A 16,558-nucleotide genomic window follows, 5' to 3' on the forward strand; every position below is an offset into this window, starting at 1 on the left:
TAAAAATAATGAAGCCCGCACGTAACGCACCTTGTGAATCACTGTTTTCGCTGGCCGCCGCATTGAGTCTGCCCCTGTTCGCGCCCAGCGCCATGGCCGACTTCATCGGCGACAGCAAGGCCCGTATTGAAATGCGCAACCTCTACCTCAATCGCGATTTCCGCCAGGACAACGCGCCGCAAGCCAAGGCCGAAGAATGGGCCCAGGGCTTCACGGCGCGTGTCGAATCCGGGTTCACCGACGGCACCTTCGGTTTCGGTCTCGACGCCCTGGGCGAGCTGGGGATCAAACTCGACTCCAGCCCGGATCGCCGTGGCACTGGCCTGCTGCCCTTTGGCCCGCAGAGCCATGAGCCCGACGACGACTACAGCGAACTGGGCCTGACCGGCAAACTGCGCGTATCGAAAAGCCTGTTGAAGCTCGGCACCCTGCAACCCTTGTTGCCCGTGGCAACTTACAACGACACCCGCCTGCTGGGTTCGACCTTTGAAGGTGGTTTGCTGACCAGCCAGGAAATCGACGGCCTGACGCTCAATGCCGGACGCCTGACCAAGGCCAACCTGCGCGACTCCTCCAGCAACGATGACATCGGCTACGCCGCCGCCAGTAGTGATCACTTCGACTTCGGCGGCGGCAGCTATGCGTTCAGTCCGCAACTGAACCTGAGCTACTACTACGGCAAGCTCGAGCAGATCTATCGGCAGCAATTCGTCGGGCTGGTCCATACCCAACCCCTGGGCAACGGTTTCAACCTGCGCAGCGACCTGCGTTATTTCGACAGCCGCGGCGACGGCGCGGAAAAGGCCGGACGCATCGACAACCGCAACTTCAACGGCATGTTCACCGTATCCCAGGGTGCCCACAAGGTCAGTGCCGCCTACCAGCAGTTGTCCGGCGACAGCGCCTTTCCGTTCCTCAACGGCGGCGATCCGTATGTGGTCAACCTGGTGACCTTCAACACCTTTACCCGCGCCGAGGAAGATTCCTGGCAGCTGCGCTACGACTATGACTTCGCCGCCCAAGGCATTCCCGGCCTGACCTTCATGACCCGCTACACCGATGGTCGCCACGTCAAGGCAGGCACCGTCGACAACGGGCGCGAATGGGAACGCGACACCGATATCAGCTACGTCATCCAGAGCGGTGTGTTGAAGAACGTCAGCCTGCGCTGGCGCAACGTGACCTTCCGCTCCGGCAATGGCCTGACGACCGCCCTCGATGAGAACCGATTGATCGTCGGTTACACCCTGGCGCTTTGGTAATTCCGCAAGGGTGCGGTCGCGACCGCACCCAGACTTTTCACAATCAGGAGCAATCGTGATGTCCTCCTCACCTACACTGCATGCCCCGACCCTGCAGAGCTTCATCGCCGGTCGCTGGATCGGCCAACACGGCGCACAAGTCTTGCGCAGCGCCCTCGACGGCCATGAAATCTTCCGTACCCATGAGGAGCGCCCGGACTTCGCAGAAGCCATCGAACACGGTCGCCGCCAAGGCGTCAGCGGCCTGATGGCGCTGGACTTCCAGCAACGCGCCCAGCGCCTCAAGGCCCTGGCCCTGTACCTGAGCGAACGCAAGGAACAGCTCTACGCGATTTCCCACCACAGCGGCGCGACCCGTGCCGACAGCTGGATCGACATCGAGGGCGGCAACAGCACCCTGTTCACCTACGCCAGCCTCGGCGCGCGGGAACTGCCGTCGGGTAACGTGGTGCACGAAGGCCCGGCGCTGCAGCTGAGCAAAATGGGCACCTTCGCCGGCACCCACATCCTGGTGCCGCGCGGCGGCGTGGCGGTGCACATCAATGCCTTCAACTTCCCGATCTGGGGCATGCTGGAAAAATTCGCCCCGAGCTTCCTCGCCGGCATGCCATGCATCGTCAAACCGGCCAGCGCCACCAGCTACCTGACCGAAGCCGTGGTGCGCCTGATGGACGAATCCGGCCTGCTCCCGGCGGGCAGCCTGCAACTGATCATCGGCGGCACCGGCGACCTGCTCGACCGCCTGCAAGGCCAGGACGTGGTGACCTTCACCGGCTCCGCCGACACCGCGGCCAAGCTGCGGGTCAACCCGAACCTGATCCGCAATTCGGTGCCATTCACCGCCGAAGCTGACTCGCTGAACTGCGCGATCCTCGCCCCGGACGTCACCCCGGACGACGAAGAGTTCGAGCTGTTCATCAAGGAAGTCGCCCGGGAAATGACCACCAAGGCCGGGCAGAAATGCACCGCCATCCGCCGCGCCATCGTCCCGGCCAAGCACATCGACGCCGTTGCTACCCGCCTGCGTGATCGCCTGGCCAAAGTCGTGGTCGGCGACCCGTCGGTGGAAGGCGTGCGCATGGGTGCGCTGGCCTCCCACGACCAGCAGAAAGACGTGGCCGAACGCCTGGAAGCCCTGTTGCAGAGCAGCGATATGCTGTTCGGCGCCCGCGACGGTTTCGAACCGCGTGGCGAGAATGTCGACAAGGGCGCGTTCTTCGCCCCGACCCTGCTGCAAGCCCGCGACCCGCATGCCGAAGGCGGTGCCCACGATATCGAAGCGTTCGGCCCGGTCAGCACCCTGATGGCCTACGACGATCTGGACGAAGTACTGGCCCTGGCCGCGCGCGGCAAGGGCAGCCTGGTCGCCAGCCTGGTGACCAAGGACCCGCAGATCGCCGCCAAGGCCATTCCGGTGGCGGCTGCGTTGCATGGGCGTCTGCTGGTACTGGATCGCCACTGCGCCGGCGAATCCACCGGCCACGGCTCGCCGCTGCCGCAACTCAAGCACGGCGGCCCGGGTCGCGCCGGCGGCGGTGAAGAACTCGGCGGCCTGCGCGCAGTGAAGCACTACCTGCAACGCGCGGCGGTACAAGGCTCGCCGACCATGCTGGCAGCGGTCACCGGCGAATACGTGCGCGGCGCCAAGGTCATCGAAACCGAGGTGCACCCGTTCCGTCGCTACTTCCAGGACCTGCAGATCGGCGAGTCGCTGCTGACTCACCGTCGCACCGTCACCGAAGCGGACCTGGTGAACTTCGGCTGCCTGTCGGGCGACCACTTCTACATGCACTTCGACGACATCGCCGCCAAGGAATCGCAGTTCGGCAAGCGCATCGCCCACGGTTACTTCGTGCTGTCGGCAGCGGCCGGGCTGTTCGTATCCCCTGGCGTCGGCCCGGTCCTGGCCAACTACGGCCTGGACACCCTGCGCTTCATCAACCCGGTGGGCATCGGCGACACCATCCAGGCGCGCCTGACCTGCAAACGCAAGATCGACCAGGGCAAGAAGAGCCCGCACGGCATTGCGCAAGGGGTGGTGGCGTGGGATGTGGAAGTGACCAACCAGTTGGGTGAGCTGGTGGCCAGCTATGACATTCTGACCTTGGTGGTCAAACGCGAGGATTGATCAGTTATCTGGTTGACCGCAGATCTTGTGGTCAACCACGGATCAAATGTGGGAGGGGGCTAGCTTCCACAAAGGTTCCTCGCCGTGCCACACATTCCTACTCATTCCTCGGAAAAACCAACGGTAATCCAGGAAATGTCTGACTGCGCACCCGTATCCACTTGGATACAGTCGCGCAATGAATTATCTTGTCCAGCAAACAGCGATTTTTTCCGCATGGCACACCTCAATCCGTGATTTGCGGGCAAGGATTGCCATTGCTCGTCGCATTGAACGCGCGTTCGCGGGTAATTTGGGCGATATCAAGTCAGTGGGTGATGGCGTTTGCGAAATGCGCGTGGATGTGGGTGCCGGATACCGGGTTTACTTCACGATGCGCAAGACTGTCATCATTATCCTGCTCGCCGGGGGCGACAAATCATCACAAAACGCTGATATCAAACGTGCAAAAAAAATGGCAAAGGAGGTTTAACCATGAGCCAGACTTTGACGATTTTCGACATGGCGACTTTGCTCGACAGCGATGAGGCCATCAGCGAATACCTGTCCCAGGTGCTAGCGGATGGTGACAATGAGGAGTTTCTTCGTGCCATCGGGTACGTGGTAAAGGCGCGTGGCATGACACAGGTAGCCAAAGATTCCGGAATGGGTCGCGAAAGTCTGTACAAGGCCTTCGCTCCAGGCGCAAAACCCCGCTTCCATACGGTTTTGAAAGTGATTCACGCACTGGGTATCGATTTGTATGCGCAGCCGGGTCATGTCATCAATCACTCGAACCCTTGAATGAATCACAGGGTTTGAGGTGGTTCGGGCCGCGTTCCGACGAGCTTTTGACTTTCAATGCCCGCGCAACCACTCGATAAACAACGCAAACAACTCCGACTGCGACCCCACCTCCAGCTTCAGATACAGATTCTTGCGGTGCATGCGCACGGTTTCCGGTGAGATGTTCATCTGGCTGGCCGTGGATTTCACCGAGTGGCCCCTGAGCACCATGTGCGCCACTTCCCGCTCGCGTTCGGTGAGCAGGTCGCAACCGAATTGCTCGAACGCCGATTGCACCCGATGCTTGAGATCATCGCGCAGGCCTTGATCGTTATCGCCCTGGATCTTGCTGCTACGTTGCAGGCCACGCCGGCTGAATTCGCTGATGAATTCTCGCACCAGCGGTTCGACGGCGCGCAGCAGGTTCAATTGCTCGACGCCCAGGCAGTCGCCGCCGAAACCTTGAAACAGGCTCACGGAGATTTTCGTGTCATTGCCCGTATCGACGATGTAGTAGCTGTCTTCCGAACAGTTCGCCTTCAGGTAGTAGGTCTTGTAGTAGTCACTGTCGAAGAAGTTGTCCGGCGCAATGTCCGCAAGGTGATAGAAACCTTGCGCCAGGCCCTGCTCCACCGCCAGGCAGAACGGGTCCAGCAGATACCCCCCGGCAAAATAGCGCTCGAGGATCGACACCTGGTACTCCTGGGCAATGCCGCGCTGATGCAGCAACTGCGGTGCGCGGTCCTTGCGCTCCAGGCTGATCATCACCGACTCGATGGACACCAGTTGGCCCAACGCCGTCACCAGGTATTGCAGCGCGTCAGGCTCATCGACATGGGCGAAGGCCTCGCGCATGCCCCCATGCCATTTATGCAATGCCCCGAAGGGCACCGCGATCAGCGTATCGTCGTTTGGTCTGCTCATGCCCCGCAGTCTAGCGGCTGAACACCCCCTTGGTAACAGCCGGACTGACGAAATCATTGGCCGGCGTACTGTCCGCTGGCCTCAAGCTCGGCCGCCACTTCGAGAATGCAAACTCGCAGGATCTCGACGATTTCATCGACCTGGGCATAGGTGAGGATCAGCGGCGGCGACATCACGTTCAGGTGCATGATCGGCCGCACCAACAATCCCCGGGCCTGGGCGCGCACATGGATTTTCTCGCCGATGTTGATCTCGTCGGCGAACAACGCCTTGGTGCGCTTGTCGGCGACGAACTCCACGCACGCCATCAGTTTCAGGCAGCGCACATCACCCACCAGGGGCAGATCGCGCAAGGTGGCCAGGCGCTGTTCCAGGTAGCCGCCGACATCGTCGACGTGGGCCAGCAGGTTTTCCCGCTCGATGATCTCGATGTTCTTCAGCGCCGCCGTGCAGCAGACCGGATGGCCGCTGTAGGTGAAGCCGTGGGTAAAGCAACGGCTCTTGCCCGGCTCGGCGATGACCTTCCAGATGCGGTCGGAAAAGATGCACGCCCCCAGCGGCAGGTAGGCCGAGGTCAGGCCCTTGGCGGTGGTGATGATGTCAGGCTGCACGTCGAAGACATCGAGAGAGGCGAAAAACTTGCCCAGGCGCCCGAACGACGTCACCACCTCGTCGGCGACAAAGAGGATGTCGTAGCGCTGGCAGACTTCCCACATGCGCTTGAGGTAACCCTTTGGCGGAATGATCACCCCGCCTGAGCCCATCACTGGCTCGGCGAAGAAGCCGGCGACCTTGTCGGCGCCGATCGAGTGGATCTTGTCTTCGAACTCCTTGACCAGGAACTCGAGGAACTGCCCCTCGTCCATGCCCTCCGGCGCGCGGTAGGGGTTGGGGTTGGACACGTGGTGAATCAGCGGGTTGGCGTAATCGAACTCCGGCACCCGGTCGGCGGCCTTGTTTCCGATCGACATGGTCAGGGTGGTGGAGCCGTGGTACGCGTTGAAACGGGCGATGACGTGCTTCTTTTCCGGTTTGCCACGGCAGTTCTGGTAGTACTGGATCAGCCGGTACGCGGTGTCCACCGCAGTTGAGCCGCCGGTGGTGAGGAACACATGGTCGAGGTCGCCAGGGGCCAGGCTGGCGAGTTTTTCGCACAGCTCGATGGCGACGTTATTGGACATGTCGGAAAACGGGTTGGAATAGGCCAGTTGCCGCACCTGGTCGGCGATGGCCTCGGCCATTTCCTCACGGCCCAGGCCGATGTTGGTGCACCACATGCCACCCACGGCATCGAGAAAGCGGTTGCCCTGGGTGTCGTAGATATAGGCGCCGTCACCGGCAACGATGTTCAGGGAACCTTGCTCGGCGTGCTCGTCGAACACGTGATAGCCGTGCATATGGTGGGCCTTGTCGGCCTTGACCAGCCGGGACTCGTCCGCGGGGGAAAAAACGCTGCGTGTTGGCGTCGCCATAAAAACCTCTAACCGGATTGACTAACGATCGAACGAATCAGATGCCGCTTTTCACGGTGCTCCAGACCCGGGTCATGGCTCGCATGTCCTTGGCGTCCTGGGTCTTCTGCGGGAACAGACGCTCGCGGGTGGCTTCATCGGGGTAAATCGCCGGGTTGTTGCGCACATCGGCGTTCAACAATGGCGTGGCTGCCGCATTGCTGTTGGCGTAATGGATGTAGTCGGTGACGTCCGCCATCACCTGCGGCTGCATCAGGTATTCAAGAAACTTGTGGGCATTGGCGACATGGGGCGCGTCGGCCGGGATGTACATGTTGTCGAACCAGATCAACGAGCCTTCCTTGGGAATGAAATAGGACAGGTTGATGTTCAGCTTGGCTTCTTCGGCGCGAGCCATGGCCGTCGCGTAGTCGCCTGACCAGGTCATGGCCATGCACACATCACCGTTGGGCAGGCTGGTCAGGTAATTGACCGAATCGAACTTGCGGATGTACGGCCGCACCGACAGCAGCAGTTCCTGCGCCGCCTTCAGGTCCTCGGGCTTGGCGCTGCGTGGATCGCGGCCGAGGTACTTGAGGGCCAGGGGGATCACTTCGGTGGGCGCATCGACCAGGGTCACGCCGCAGTCGGCGAAGCGCGAGACGATCTTCGGATCGAAAATCATCGCCAGCGAGCCGATCGGCGCATCCGGCATGCGCTCCTTGATCTTGTCGACGTTGTAGGTGATGCCGTTGCTGCCCCAGGTGTAAGGCGCCGAATAGGTCGGGCCCGGGTCGAACCCTTGCAGGTCTTGCAGGACTTTCGGGTCCAGGTTGCTCCAGCCCGGCAGCAGTTTCTTGTCCAGTGGCTGGAACACCTTGGCCTGGATCAGCGGCGGCGCAAGGGAGGCATTGAGCACGACCAAGTCATACCCGGAGTGGCCGGTGAGCAACTTGGCCTGCACCGTTTCATAGGCATCGAAGGTGTCGTAGATCACCTTGATGCCGGTGGCCTTTTCGAAATCGGCCAGGGTTTTCTCGCCGATGTAGTCCGCCCAGTTGTACAGCCGCAGCGTATTGCTGTCGTTCACCTCGCCAGCGTGGGCACTCAGGGTCAGGGGTACAACAAACAGACTGGAAATCACCTTAAGCAGTGTCTTGCCCATAGCAAATGCACCTTATCAAGCGAGTTCGGCTCTGGATGAGCGGATGACCCTACTATTGGTGGATTCGCCGGACCGCACCATACCCCGAATGGGTGTGTGGGCGGCTTTGACGGCGCGATATGGCAAAAAGCATCAGGTCGGTTGACCCGTTTTGTCATAGCTGTGGGGCTAAGCTGACGCTTAAAGTGGCCGTCGAACCGACTCTGCAAGAGCCAGCAATGACCGACCTGATCAAGCAAGACCATCACGATGGCGTGCTGACACTGACCATCGATCGCCCGGACAAGCTCAATGCCCTGACCAATGGCATGTACACGCGCCTGGCCGACCTGCTGTTTGCGGCGGACGAGAACAACGAAATCCGCGTGGTCATCGTGACCGGTGGCCCGAGCTGCTTTACCAGTGGCAATGACCTGGTGGACTTCCTGCAAGATCCGCCAACGCACCTGGACAGCCCGGCCTTCCGCCTGATGCGCGCCGTGACCCACCTGCAGAAGCCGTTGATTGCGGCGGTGTGCGGGGCGGCCATCGGCATCGGCACCACCCTGCTGCTGCATTGCGACCAGGTACTGGTGACCCGCAACGCCAAGCTGCGCACGCCGTTCGTCAATCTGGGCCTGTGCCCCGAGTTCGGCGCCAGCCTGCTGCTGCCACGCCGCCTGGGCCAGGCTCGCGCCGCGCGCTTGCTGCTGTTGGGCGATAGCCTCGACGGCAACGAGGCGGTGGCCTGGGGCCTGGCCAACGAAGCCTTCGATGACGGCGAGCAATGCCTGGCCGCGGCGGAAAAGATCGCCCAGCGCTTTCTGGCCATGCCTCCGCAAGCTTTGCATCAGTCCCGGCAACTGATGACGCAGGCCGGCATGGCCGAACTGCAAGCCACCTTGCGCGAAGAAAACCTGCTGTTCATCCAGCGCCTCAATACCGTCGAGGCGAAAACGGCCTTGAACGCCCTGCTCAATCGCAGTACAGATAAGAATCCACCGAAAGGAACACAGCCATGAACACTCCGGAAATTTACGTCGTCAGCGCCGCCCGTACCGCCATTGGCACCTTCGGCGGTTCCCTCAAGGACGTACCACCGGCCGAGCTCGCGACCACTGCAGTGAAAGCCGCCCTGGAACGCGCCGCCGTGGACCCGGCGCTCGTCGGCCACCTGGTGATGGGCCACGTGATCCCGACCGAAACCCGCGACGCCTACATCTCCCGGGTCGCCGCGATGAACGCCGGCATCCCGAAAGAAACCCCGGCCTACAACGTCAACCGCCTCTGCGGCTCCGGCCTGCAGGCGATCATCAGCGCCGCGCAGACCCTGATGCTGGGCGATGCCGACATCGCCGTCGGCGCCGGTGCCGAATCCATGAGCCGCGGGCCGTACCTGCTGCCATCCGCCCGTTGGGGCGCGCGCATGGGCAACGTCCAGGCCGTCGACTACATGCTGGGCATCCTGCATGACCCGTTCCACAACATCCACATGGGCATCACCGCGGAGAACGTCGCCGAACGCAACGGCATCACCCGCGAAATGCAGGATGCCCTGGCCTTCGAAGACCAGAAACGCGCCGCCCATGCAATTGCCAACGGCTACTTCGTTGATCAGATCGCGACCGTCGAGATCCCGGATCGCAAGGGCACCAAGCTGTTCAGCGTCGACGAGCATCCACGCGCCACGTCCCTGGAACAGTTGGCGGCGATGAAGCCAGCCTTCAAGAAGGACGGCTCGGTCACCGCCGGCAACGCCTCCGGCCTGAACGACGGTGCTGCGGCACTGGTCATGGCCACCGGCGCGGCGGTACAGGTCAACAACCTGCGCCCACTCGCCCGCCTGGTCAGCTACGCCCACGCCGGCGTCGAACCGACACTGATGGGCCTGGGCCCAATTCCGGCCACCCGCCTGGCACTCAAGCGCGCCGGCCTGACCGTCGCCGACATGGACGTGGTCGAAGCCAACATCGCGTTCGCGGCGCAAGCCTGTGCGGTCAGCCAGGAACTGGATCTGGATCCGGCCAAGGTCAACCCGAACGGCTCGGGCATCGCCCTGGGTCACCCGGTGGGCGCGACCGGCGCCATCATCGCCACCAAGGCCATCCACGAACTGCACCGCACCGGCGGCCGTTACGCGCTGGTGACCATGTGCATCGGTGGCGGCCAGGGTATCGCGGCAATCTTCGAACGCGCCTGACCCCCCTGCTCCCTGTAGGACCTGTAGGAGCTGTAGGAGCTGTAGGAGCTGTAGGAGCTGTCGAGTGAAACGAGGCTGCGATCTTTTGATCTGAAAAATCAAGGTCAAAAGATCGCAGCCTGCGGCAGCTCCTACAGGACCGTCTCAACCGTCAACATCACCGCGCCGCCGCTTCGACCGCCATCCACGACCCGCCCCCTCCTCCAAACGAACACCTGACAGCCGGCAGCAAAAATCATTTGCGACTAAATATGACATACGTCATATTACGTGCGTAATTAAACCCACAGGTACCTCTTCATGACCAGCATGCCCGCCGTAGAGCCCGACCTTGCCGTCCCGGTGAACACTCGCAAGCCGCTGCTCAAACGCCTGCTCCTGCCGACATTGGGCATCGCCGCGCTGGTGCTGGCCGGCGTGTATGCCGCGCACTGGTGGACCAATGGCCGGTTCATCGAGGAAACCGACGACGCCTACATCGGTGGCGACGTGACGGTGATCGGGCCAAAAGTGGCGGGTTACATCGAAGAAGTGCTGGTGACCGACAACCAGAAGGTCAAGGCCGGCGATGTGCTGGTCCGTCTCGATTCGCGGGACTACCGCGCCAACCTGGCCAAGGCCGAAGGCGCGGTCGCGGCGGAAGAAGCCCTGCTCGCCAATCTCGACGCCACCGAACAACTGCAACAGGCCGTGATCGGCCAGGCCCGCGCCGGCATCGATGCTGCCGGTGCCGAAACCGCCCGCTCACGCGACGACGATGCGCGCTATAAAAAGCTCGTCAGCACCAGCGCCGTCTCAGTGGAAAGCGCGCAACGGGCCAACGCCACGTTCAAGACGGCCCAGGCCCAAAGCAACCGCGCCCAGGCCGAACTGCTGGCCGCGCAACGGCAATTGAATGTGATCGCCACCCAGAAACAGCAAGCCCGCGCCGCCTTGATCCAAGCCAAAGCCGAACGCGACCTGGCGCAGTTGAACGTCGGCTACACCGAATTGAAAGCTCCCGTGGATGGCGTGATCGGCAACCGCCGCGCCCGCACAGGCGCTTATGCCCAAGCCGGCTCGCAACTGCTGTCGGTGGTGCCGTCCAGCGGCTTGTGGGTCGATGCCAACTTCAAGGAGGACCAACTGGCGCACATGGTCCCCGGGCAACGGGTGACCATCCGTGCCGACGTGCTCTCCGGCCAGGAATTCCATGGTCACCTGGACAGCCTGGCGCCGGCCAGTGGTTCGCAGTTCAGCGTATTGCCGCCGGAAAACGCCACCGGTAACTTCACCAAGATCGTCCAGCGGGTACCGGTACGCATCCACCTCGACCCGGCCGACAGCGTGCTTGGCCACCTGCGTCCCGGCCTGTCGGTCACCGCCGAAGTGGACACGCGCAAGGAGCCTGAAACCCCAGCCGTGGCCAGCGCGCCATGAGCCGCGCCCTCGCCGCTCCGGCCCAACCGTTCAATGCAGCGAGCATGGCGACGGCGACCAAGGTCTTCGCCTTCGCCAGCATGTGCATCGGCATGTTCATTGCGCTGCTGGATATCCAGATCGTCTCGGCATCGCTGCGCGACATCGGCGGCGGGCTCTCCGCCGGCACCGACGAAACCGCCTGGGTGCAAACCAGTTACCTGATCGCCGAAATCATCGTGATTCCGCTGTCGGGTTGGCTTTCGCGAGTGTTCTCGACACGCTGGTTATTTTGCGCGTCGGCAGTGGGTTTCACCCTGACCAGCCTGCTCTGCGGCGCGGCCTGGAACATCCAGAGCATGATCGCCTTCCGCGCCCTGCAAGGCTTTCTCGGCGGCTCGATGATCCCGCTGGTGTTCACCACGGCGTTCGTTTTCTTCACTGGCAAACAACGGGTGATCGCCGCCGCGACCATCGGCGCGGTCGCGTCCCTGGCCCCCACCCTGGGGCCGGTGATCGGTGGCTGGATCACCGATATATCGTCCTGGCACTGGCTGTTCTACATCAATCTGGTACCGGGGATTTTCGTCGCCGTGGCTGTGCCGATGCTGGTAAAGATTGATCAACCGGAACTGTCGCTGCTCAAGGGCGCCGACTACTTGAGCATGGTGTTCCTGGCGCTGTTCCTCGGCTGCCTGGAATACACCCTCGAAGAAGGCCCGCGCTGGAACTGGTTCAGCGACCGCACCATCCTGACCACCGCGTGGATCAGCGGCCTGGCCGGCCTGGCCTTCATCGGCCGCACCCTGCACGTGGCCAACCCGATCGTCGACCTGCGTGCCCTCAAAGACCGCAACTTCGCCCTCGGCTGTTTCTTCTCGTTCGTCACCGGCATCGGCCTGTTCGCGACCATTTACCTGACACCGCTGTTCCTCGGCAGGGTCCGTGGTTATGGCGCGCTGGACATTGGTCTGGCGGTTTTCTCCACCGGCGTGTTCCAGATCATGGCGATTCCGCTGTATGCCTTTCTGGCCAACCGCGTCGACCTGCGCTGGATCATGATGTCCGGCCTTGGCCTGTTCGCCTTGTCGATGTGGGATTTCAGCCCGATCACCCATGACTGGGGGGCCAGGGAACTGATGCTGCCGCAAGCCCTGCGCGGAATTGCCCAGCAACTGGCGGTCCCGCCCGCCGTGACCTTGACCCTCGGCGGCCTGGCACCGGCGCGACTCAAGCATGCTTCGGGGTTGTTCAACCTGATGCGCAACCTTGGCGGCGCCATCGGCATTGCCGCGTGCGCGACCATCCTCAATGACCGCACCAACCTGCATTTCACCCGGTTGGCGGAGAACCTCAACAGCACCAACGAAGCGCTCAACCAGTGGCTGTCCCAGGTCGGCAACAACTTCGCCGCCCTCGGCCAGAGCGGCGACCTGGGTGTCACCGCGAGCCTGCATCAGCTCTGGTTGCTGACCTACCGCGAAGCGCAAACGCAAACCTACGGTGATGCGTTCCTGATGATCATGGTCTGCTTCATCATCGCCACGGCGATGGTGCCCTTGATGCGCAAGGTGCAGCCACCAGCCGCGCCGAGTGCCGATGCGCATTGAGGCTCGACACGGGGCCGGGACGATAAATCAGGCCTGAGGCGTCTTGCGAAAGCCCACCGCCAGACGGTTCCAGCCGTTGATGGTGTTGATCGCCACGGTCAGGTCGACCATTTCCTTGGGCGTGAACTGGGCGCTGACCACTTCGTAGTCTTCGTCCGGCGCATGGGTCAGGCTCAACTGGGTCAGGGTTTCGGTCCAGAGCAGCGCGGCGCGTTCGCGGTCGGTGAAGAATGGCGCCTCGCGCCAGGCCGTCACGGCGAACAGACGGCGTGGGGTTTCGCCGTCCTTGATCGCGTCGGCGGTGTGCATGTCGATGCAGAAGGCGCAGCCGTTGATTTGTGAAGAGCGCAGCTTGACCAGTTCGATCAGGCTTTTTTCCAGCGGCAGTTTTGATACCGCCGATTCCAGGGCGATCATGGCCTTGAGGGCGTCTGGGGAAGCGGTGTAGAAATCGATACGCTGTTGCATGGCATGTTCCTGGCAAGTGGGTGTGGCACTAAGTTAGCCCCCGGGGCGGCGTGCACAAATAGCCAATCCTGCAGAAGTCGAGGAGGCCAATGGTCCCTCGCGTCCATCAGACCCGACTACGCAGCCACTGCAAGAACCCTTTCTTCGGCACAACGACGGGCACATCCGCGATCAGCGACTGGGCCTTGTTCAGGCGGAATTCCATCAAGGATTTCATCGCATCGTTGATGTCCTGGCGGGCATCCAGACAGGGCTTCAAATACTGCTTTTCGATGCGATAAAGCGTGCATGGGGTTTTCGCGGTGAAATGGGCGGGCAGCGCGCTGTCGGTCAGGATACCGGCCTCGCCGATCACCTCCCCCGGCCCCATGCGTCCGGATTCGATAGGTATACCGTTGCGGTTCAGCGTGACCGAAACCACCCCGGACTCGATGATGAACAGGTGATCGCTGATCTCCCCCGCCTCCAGGATCGTCTCGCCGATGCGGAAGGTTTGCAGGGCCATGTTCTGGCTGAAGGTTTCTTTCTCTTCGTGGCGCAGGGTGGAAAACAGCGGCGAGCTGTCGAGTAGCGCCCGTGGCCGCGTGATGTCGCTTGAGGGGCTGGGTTCGACACTCGACAGCAGATGGATCCCCGATGCTCGCAAATGCCGGTACGCCAGGTCGAACAGTTGATTGCGTGCCGAGCGCTTTTCGCTCATCGAGGCGACAAAGCCGCTGATTTCGTATTCGTTGCCGGAAGCATTGGAGCTTTTGAGCGCGACTTTGGGGCCGGGTGAAGTCAACATGTTCCGGCAGCCCTGCATCGCGCGCTCGAGGGCATCGATCACGGTTTGTGGGCGGACGTGGGGGCTGACCTGCAGGCTGATCGACAGGCCGAACATATCGCTGGGCCGACTGAAGTTGGTGATCTTGGCCTTGGCCGCCAGCGAGTTGGGAATCACGATCATGCTGCCCTGGGAGGTCTGCAATCGCGTGGCCCGCCAGTCGATATCGATGACCCGGCCTTCGGTGCCGTCGATGGCGATCCAGTCATCCAGTTGATAGGGCTTGGTGGTGTTCAGCACGATCCCGGAAAATACGTCGCTGAGGGTGCTTTGCAAGGCCAGGCCGACGATGATCGCCAGGGCGCCGGAAGTGGCCAGTACGCCCTTGACCGGCAGATTGAGCACATAAGCCAAGGCGGCGATGACCGCGACAAGAAAAATCACAGCACCCAGCAGGTCCTGCAGCAGTCGCCCGGTATGTCCCACCCGTTGCATCAGTCCCGCACCGATCAGCACGGTCAGGGTGCGCGCAGCGAACAGCCACCAGCCGATCTGCAACCCCGTGGCCGCCAGATGCAACGGCACGTTGTCGACCCAGGGTGCGGGTTCCAACGGGTTCATGCCTTCGTTGAACAGCACCAGGCTGTACAGGGTGAAAATCACCGGCCGAACCAGAAGCTTCACGTTGTGGCCACGGGTACCGATCAAGCGCCACAACAACAGATCGATCAGGATCAAGGCGAAAGCGCAGATCAACGGGTGTTCGGTGAGCAATGACAGCATCAAGCAGCTCCGGCACGGGACAATGAGCGAAAGATCTCACAGATTGGCCAGAGTGTAGGAGCAATTGGTGGCTTCGGAACACCACAAACTACTGTGGGAGCGGGCTTGCTCGCGAATGCAGTGCGTCAGGCGATATTGATGTGCCTGACACACCGCCTTCGCGAGCAAGCCCGCTCCCACAGGGGTATGAGTGTTGCCTGGTTTATTTACTGTTGGTCAGCGTGCTGTAGCTGGTCATCAGGTTGCGGTAGTCCGGGATGTGGTTGGAGAACAGCGTGCCCAGGCCTTCGATGTCGTTGCGCCAGTCGCGGTGCAGCTCGCAGGCCAGGCCGAACCAGGTCATCAGCTGTGCGCCAGCGGTGGACATGCGGTTCCACGCCGATTCACGGGTCAGCTCGTTGAAGGTGCCGGAGGCGTCAGTGACGACGAACACATCGAAGCCTTCGGCCAGCGCCGAGAGTGCCGGAAACGCTACACAGACTTCAGTGACTACGCCGGCAATGATCAGTTGCTTCTTGCCGGTGGCCTTGATCGCCTTGACGAAGTCTTCGTTGTCCCAGGCATTGATCTGGCCGGGACGCGCGACATAGGGCGCGTCCGGGAACAGCGCCTTGAGCTCGGGCACCAGCGGGCCGTTGGGGCCGGTTTCGAAACTGGTGGTGAGGATGGTCGGCAGCTTGAAGTACTTGGCCAGGTCGGCCAGGGCCAGCACGTTGTTCTTGAACCGGTCCGGGTCGATGTCGCGCACCAGCGACAGCAGGCCTGTCTGGTGATCCACCAACAGAACGGCGGCGTTGTCCTTGTCGAGACGTTTGTAAGAAGTTGTCATGGCAATGGTCCTCGCGTGTTATCGATGCCGAAAAAATCGGCGTGGGTGTCCCGGTTAGCGCTGGGAATCCAGCGTTTCATGTTCGTTCGCCACTTGTTGAGCCTTGAGGTAGCTCTCGATCAACAATTGATAATGCGGCATGGCCTGGGCATAGACGGCTGCCCACTGCTCGGCGTCCGGACGGTTCCACGAGCCTTGCAGCTCTGAGAGCGTAGCCATGATGTCGATCGGCACCACCCCGGCCTGGGCCAGGCGGGCAACTGTCAGATCAGTGGCCAGTTTGGAGTGGTTGCCCGAGGCATCGACCACGGCGAACACTTTGTAGCCTTCATGCACCGCGGCAATGGACGGAAACGCCAGGCACACGCTGGTCAGGGTGCCGGCGATCACCAGGGTTTTCTTGCCGGTGGCTTTCACTGCCGCGTGAAACTCCGGGTTGTCCCAGGCGTTGATTTCGCCCTTGCGCGCCACGTACTGGGCATGCGGTGCAGCCTCGTGGATTTCCGGGATCAGCGGCCCGTTTGGCCCTTGGGGCACGGAAGCGGTGGTGATCACCGGCATCTTCAGCAAGGTGGCCGCCTTGGCCAGGGCAATGGCGTTGGCGCGCAGTTGCGGTACATCCATGTCCTTGACGATCTGGAACAGTCCGCTCTGGTGATCGATCAACAGCATGGCGCTGTCATTGGGGTCGATCGTCGGTTTCTGGCCATTGAAATTGGCTGCATTGACGGTGTTCATCAGTGTTTCCTCTTTTTGACAGGCAACAGCCATCCCTGGCCTGGGAACCGGCCTACTCATCCTGTGTAGAGCGGGTTGTTGAAGCGAAACGG

Annotated in this window: 15 protein-coding genes; 8 read left to right on the forward strand and 7 right to left on the reverse strand. The window is 61.8% G+C overall.

Annotated elements, in window-relative coordinates:
- Window positions 1-8: 8 nt before the first annotated feature.
- The 4 genes from NPS56_RS16015 to NPS56_RS16030 all read left to right on the forward strand — a co-directional run bounded on the left by NPS56_RS16015 (window position 9) and on the right by NPS56_RS16030 (window position 4,173).
- Complete coding sequence (locus NPS56_RS16015; RefSeq protein WP_274075483.1) at window positions 9-1,262, forward strand: OprD family porin; 1,254 nt, start codon at window positions 9-11, stop codon at window positions 1,260-1,262.
- A 58-nt stretch (window positions 1,263-1,320) separates the two neighbouring features.
- Window positions 1,321-3,390 carry a phenylacetic acid degradation bifunctional protein PaaZ gene (paaZ, locus tag NPS56_RS16020; RefSeq protein WP_274075484.1) on the forward strand — a complete coding sequence of 690 codons (2,070 nt, stop codon included), beginning with the start codon at window positions 1,321-1,323 and terminating at the stop codon, window positions 3,388-3,390.
- A 178-nt stretch (window positions 3,391-3,568) separates the two neighbouring features.
- Complete coding sequence (locus tag NPS56_RS16025; protein ID WP_274075485.1) at window positions 3,569-3,862, forward strand: type II toxin-antitoxin system RelE/ParE family toxin; 294 nt, start codon at window positions 3,569-3,571, stop codon at window positions 3,860-3,862.
- A 2-nt stretch (window positions 3,863-3,864) separates the two neighbouring features.
- Entirely contained in the window at window positions 3,865-4,173 is a 309-nt protein-coding gene (locus NPS56_RS16030) for an addiction module antidote protein (RefSeq protein WP_274075486.1), read from the forward strand.
- A gap of 54 nt (window positions 4,174-4,227) precedes the next feature.
- On the opposite strand, the gene NPS56_RS16035 is transcribed toward NPS56_RS16030, so the two are convergent.
- The 3 genes from NPS56_RS16035 to NPS56_RS16045 are packed head-to-tail and all read right to left on the reverse strand — an operon-like array spanning window position 4,228 to window position 7,695.
- Entirely contained in the window at window positions 4,228-5,136 is a 909-nt protein-coding gene (locus tag NPS56_RS16035) for a LuxR C-terminal-related transcriptional regulator (protein WP_274075487.1), read from the reverse strand.
- Window positions 5,133-6,551 carry an aminotransferase gene (locus NPS56_RS16040; protein WP_274075488.1) on the reverse strand — a complete coding sequence of 473 codons (1,419 nt, stop codon included), beginning with the start codon at window positions 6,549-6,551 and terminating at the stop codon, window positions 5,133-5,135. Before NPS56_RS16040 ends, NPS56_RS16035 begins: the two co-directional genes overlap by 4 nt.
- Before the next feature lie 37 nt (window positions 6,552-6,588).
- Window positions 6,589-7,695: a polyamine ABC transporter substrate-binding protein gene (locus tag NPS56_RS16045; protein WP_274075489.1), complete on the reverse strand. Its 1,107-nt coding sequence runs from the start codon at window positions 7,693-7,695 to the stop codon at window positions 6,589-6,591.
- 218 nt (window positions 7,696-7,913) lie between these two features.
- Between NPS56_RS16045 and NPS56_RS16050 the strand changes: the two genes are divergently transcribed.
- The 4 genes from NPS56_RS16050 (at window position 7,914) to NPS56_RS16065 (ending at window position 12,882) form a co-directional block, all read left to right on the forward strand.
- A complete protein-coding gene (locus NPS56_RS16050; protein WP_274075490.1) occupies window positions 7,914-8,696 on the forward strand; it encodes an enoyl-CoA hydratase-related protein in 783 nt (260 codons plus the stop codon).
- Window positions 8,693-9,874 carry an acetyl-CoA C-acyltransferase family protein gene (locus tag NPS56_RS16055; RefSeq protein ID WP_274075491.1) on the forward strand — a complete coding sequence of 394 codons (1,182 nt, stop codon included), beginning with the start codon at window positions 8,693-8,695 and terminating at the stop codon, window positions 9,872-9,874. Before NPS56_RS16050 ends, NPS56_RS16055 begins: the two co-directional genes overlap by 4 nt.
- Before the next feature lie 300 nt (window positions 9,875-10,174).
- Window positions 10,175-11,293: an HlyD family secretion protein gene (locus NPS56_RS16060; RefSeq protein WP_274075492.1), complete on the forward strand. Its 1,119-nt coding sequence runs from the start codon at window positions 10,175-10,177 to the stop codon at window positions 11,291-11,293.
- Window positions 11,290-12,882: a DHA2 family efflux MFS transporter permease subunit gene (locus NPS56_RS16065; RefSeq protein ID WP_274075493.1), complete on the forward strand. Its 1,593-nt coding sequence runs from the start codon at window positions 11,290-11,292 to the stop codon at window positions 12,880-12,882. The genes NPS56_RS16060 and NPS56_RS16065 overlap by 4 nt, the downstream gene beginning before the upstream one ends.
- A 27-nt stretch (window positions 12,883-12,909) precedes the next feature.
- On the opposite strand, the gene NPS56_RS16070 is transcribed toward NPS56_RS16065, so the two are convergent.
- From NPS56_RS16070 to NPS56_RS16085, 4 genes are all read right to left on the reverse strand, one after another.
- Complete coding sequence (locus tag NPS56_RS16070; RefSeq protein WP_274075494.1) at window positions 12,910-13,350, reverse strand: carboxymuconolactone decarboxylase family protein; 441 nt, start codon at window positions 13,348-13,350, stop codon at window positions 12,910-12,912.
- Between the two features lie 106 nt (window positions 13,351-13,456).
- A complete protein-coding gene (locus tag NPS56_RS16075; RefSeq protein ID WP_274075495.1) occupies window positions 13,457-14,899 on the reverse strand; it encodes a mechanosensitive ion channel domain-containing protein in 1,443 nt (480 codons plus the stop codon).
- A gap of 202 nt (window positions 14,900-15,101) precedes the next feature.
- On the reverse strand, window positions 15,102-15,728 hold the full coding sequence (gene ycaC, locus NPS56_RS16080) for an isochorismate family cysteine hydrolase YcaC (protein ID WP_274075496.1): 627 nt from the start codon (window positions 15,726-15,728) through the stop codon (window positions 15,102-15,104).
- A 54-nt stretch (window positions 15,729-15,782) separates the two neighbouring features.
- Window positions 15,783-16,466: an isochorismatase family protein gene (locus NPS56_RS16085; protein WP_274075497.1), complete on the reverse strand. Its 684-nt coding sequence runs from the start codon at window positions 16,464-16,466 to the stop codon at window positions 15,783-15,785.
- Window positions 16,467-16,558 lie beyond the last annotated feature (92 nt).

Origin of the sequence: Pseudomonas putida (genome assembly GCF_028682635.1) — a bacterium.
In the GTDB taxonomy this organism is placed as follows: Bacteria; Pseudomonadota; Gammaproteobacteria; order Pseudomonadales; family Pseudomonadaceae; genus Aquipseudomonas; species Aquipseudomonas putida_AE.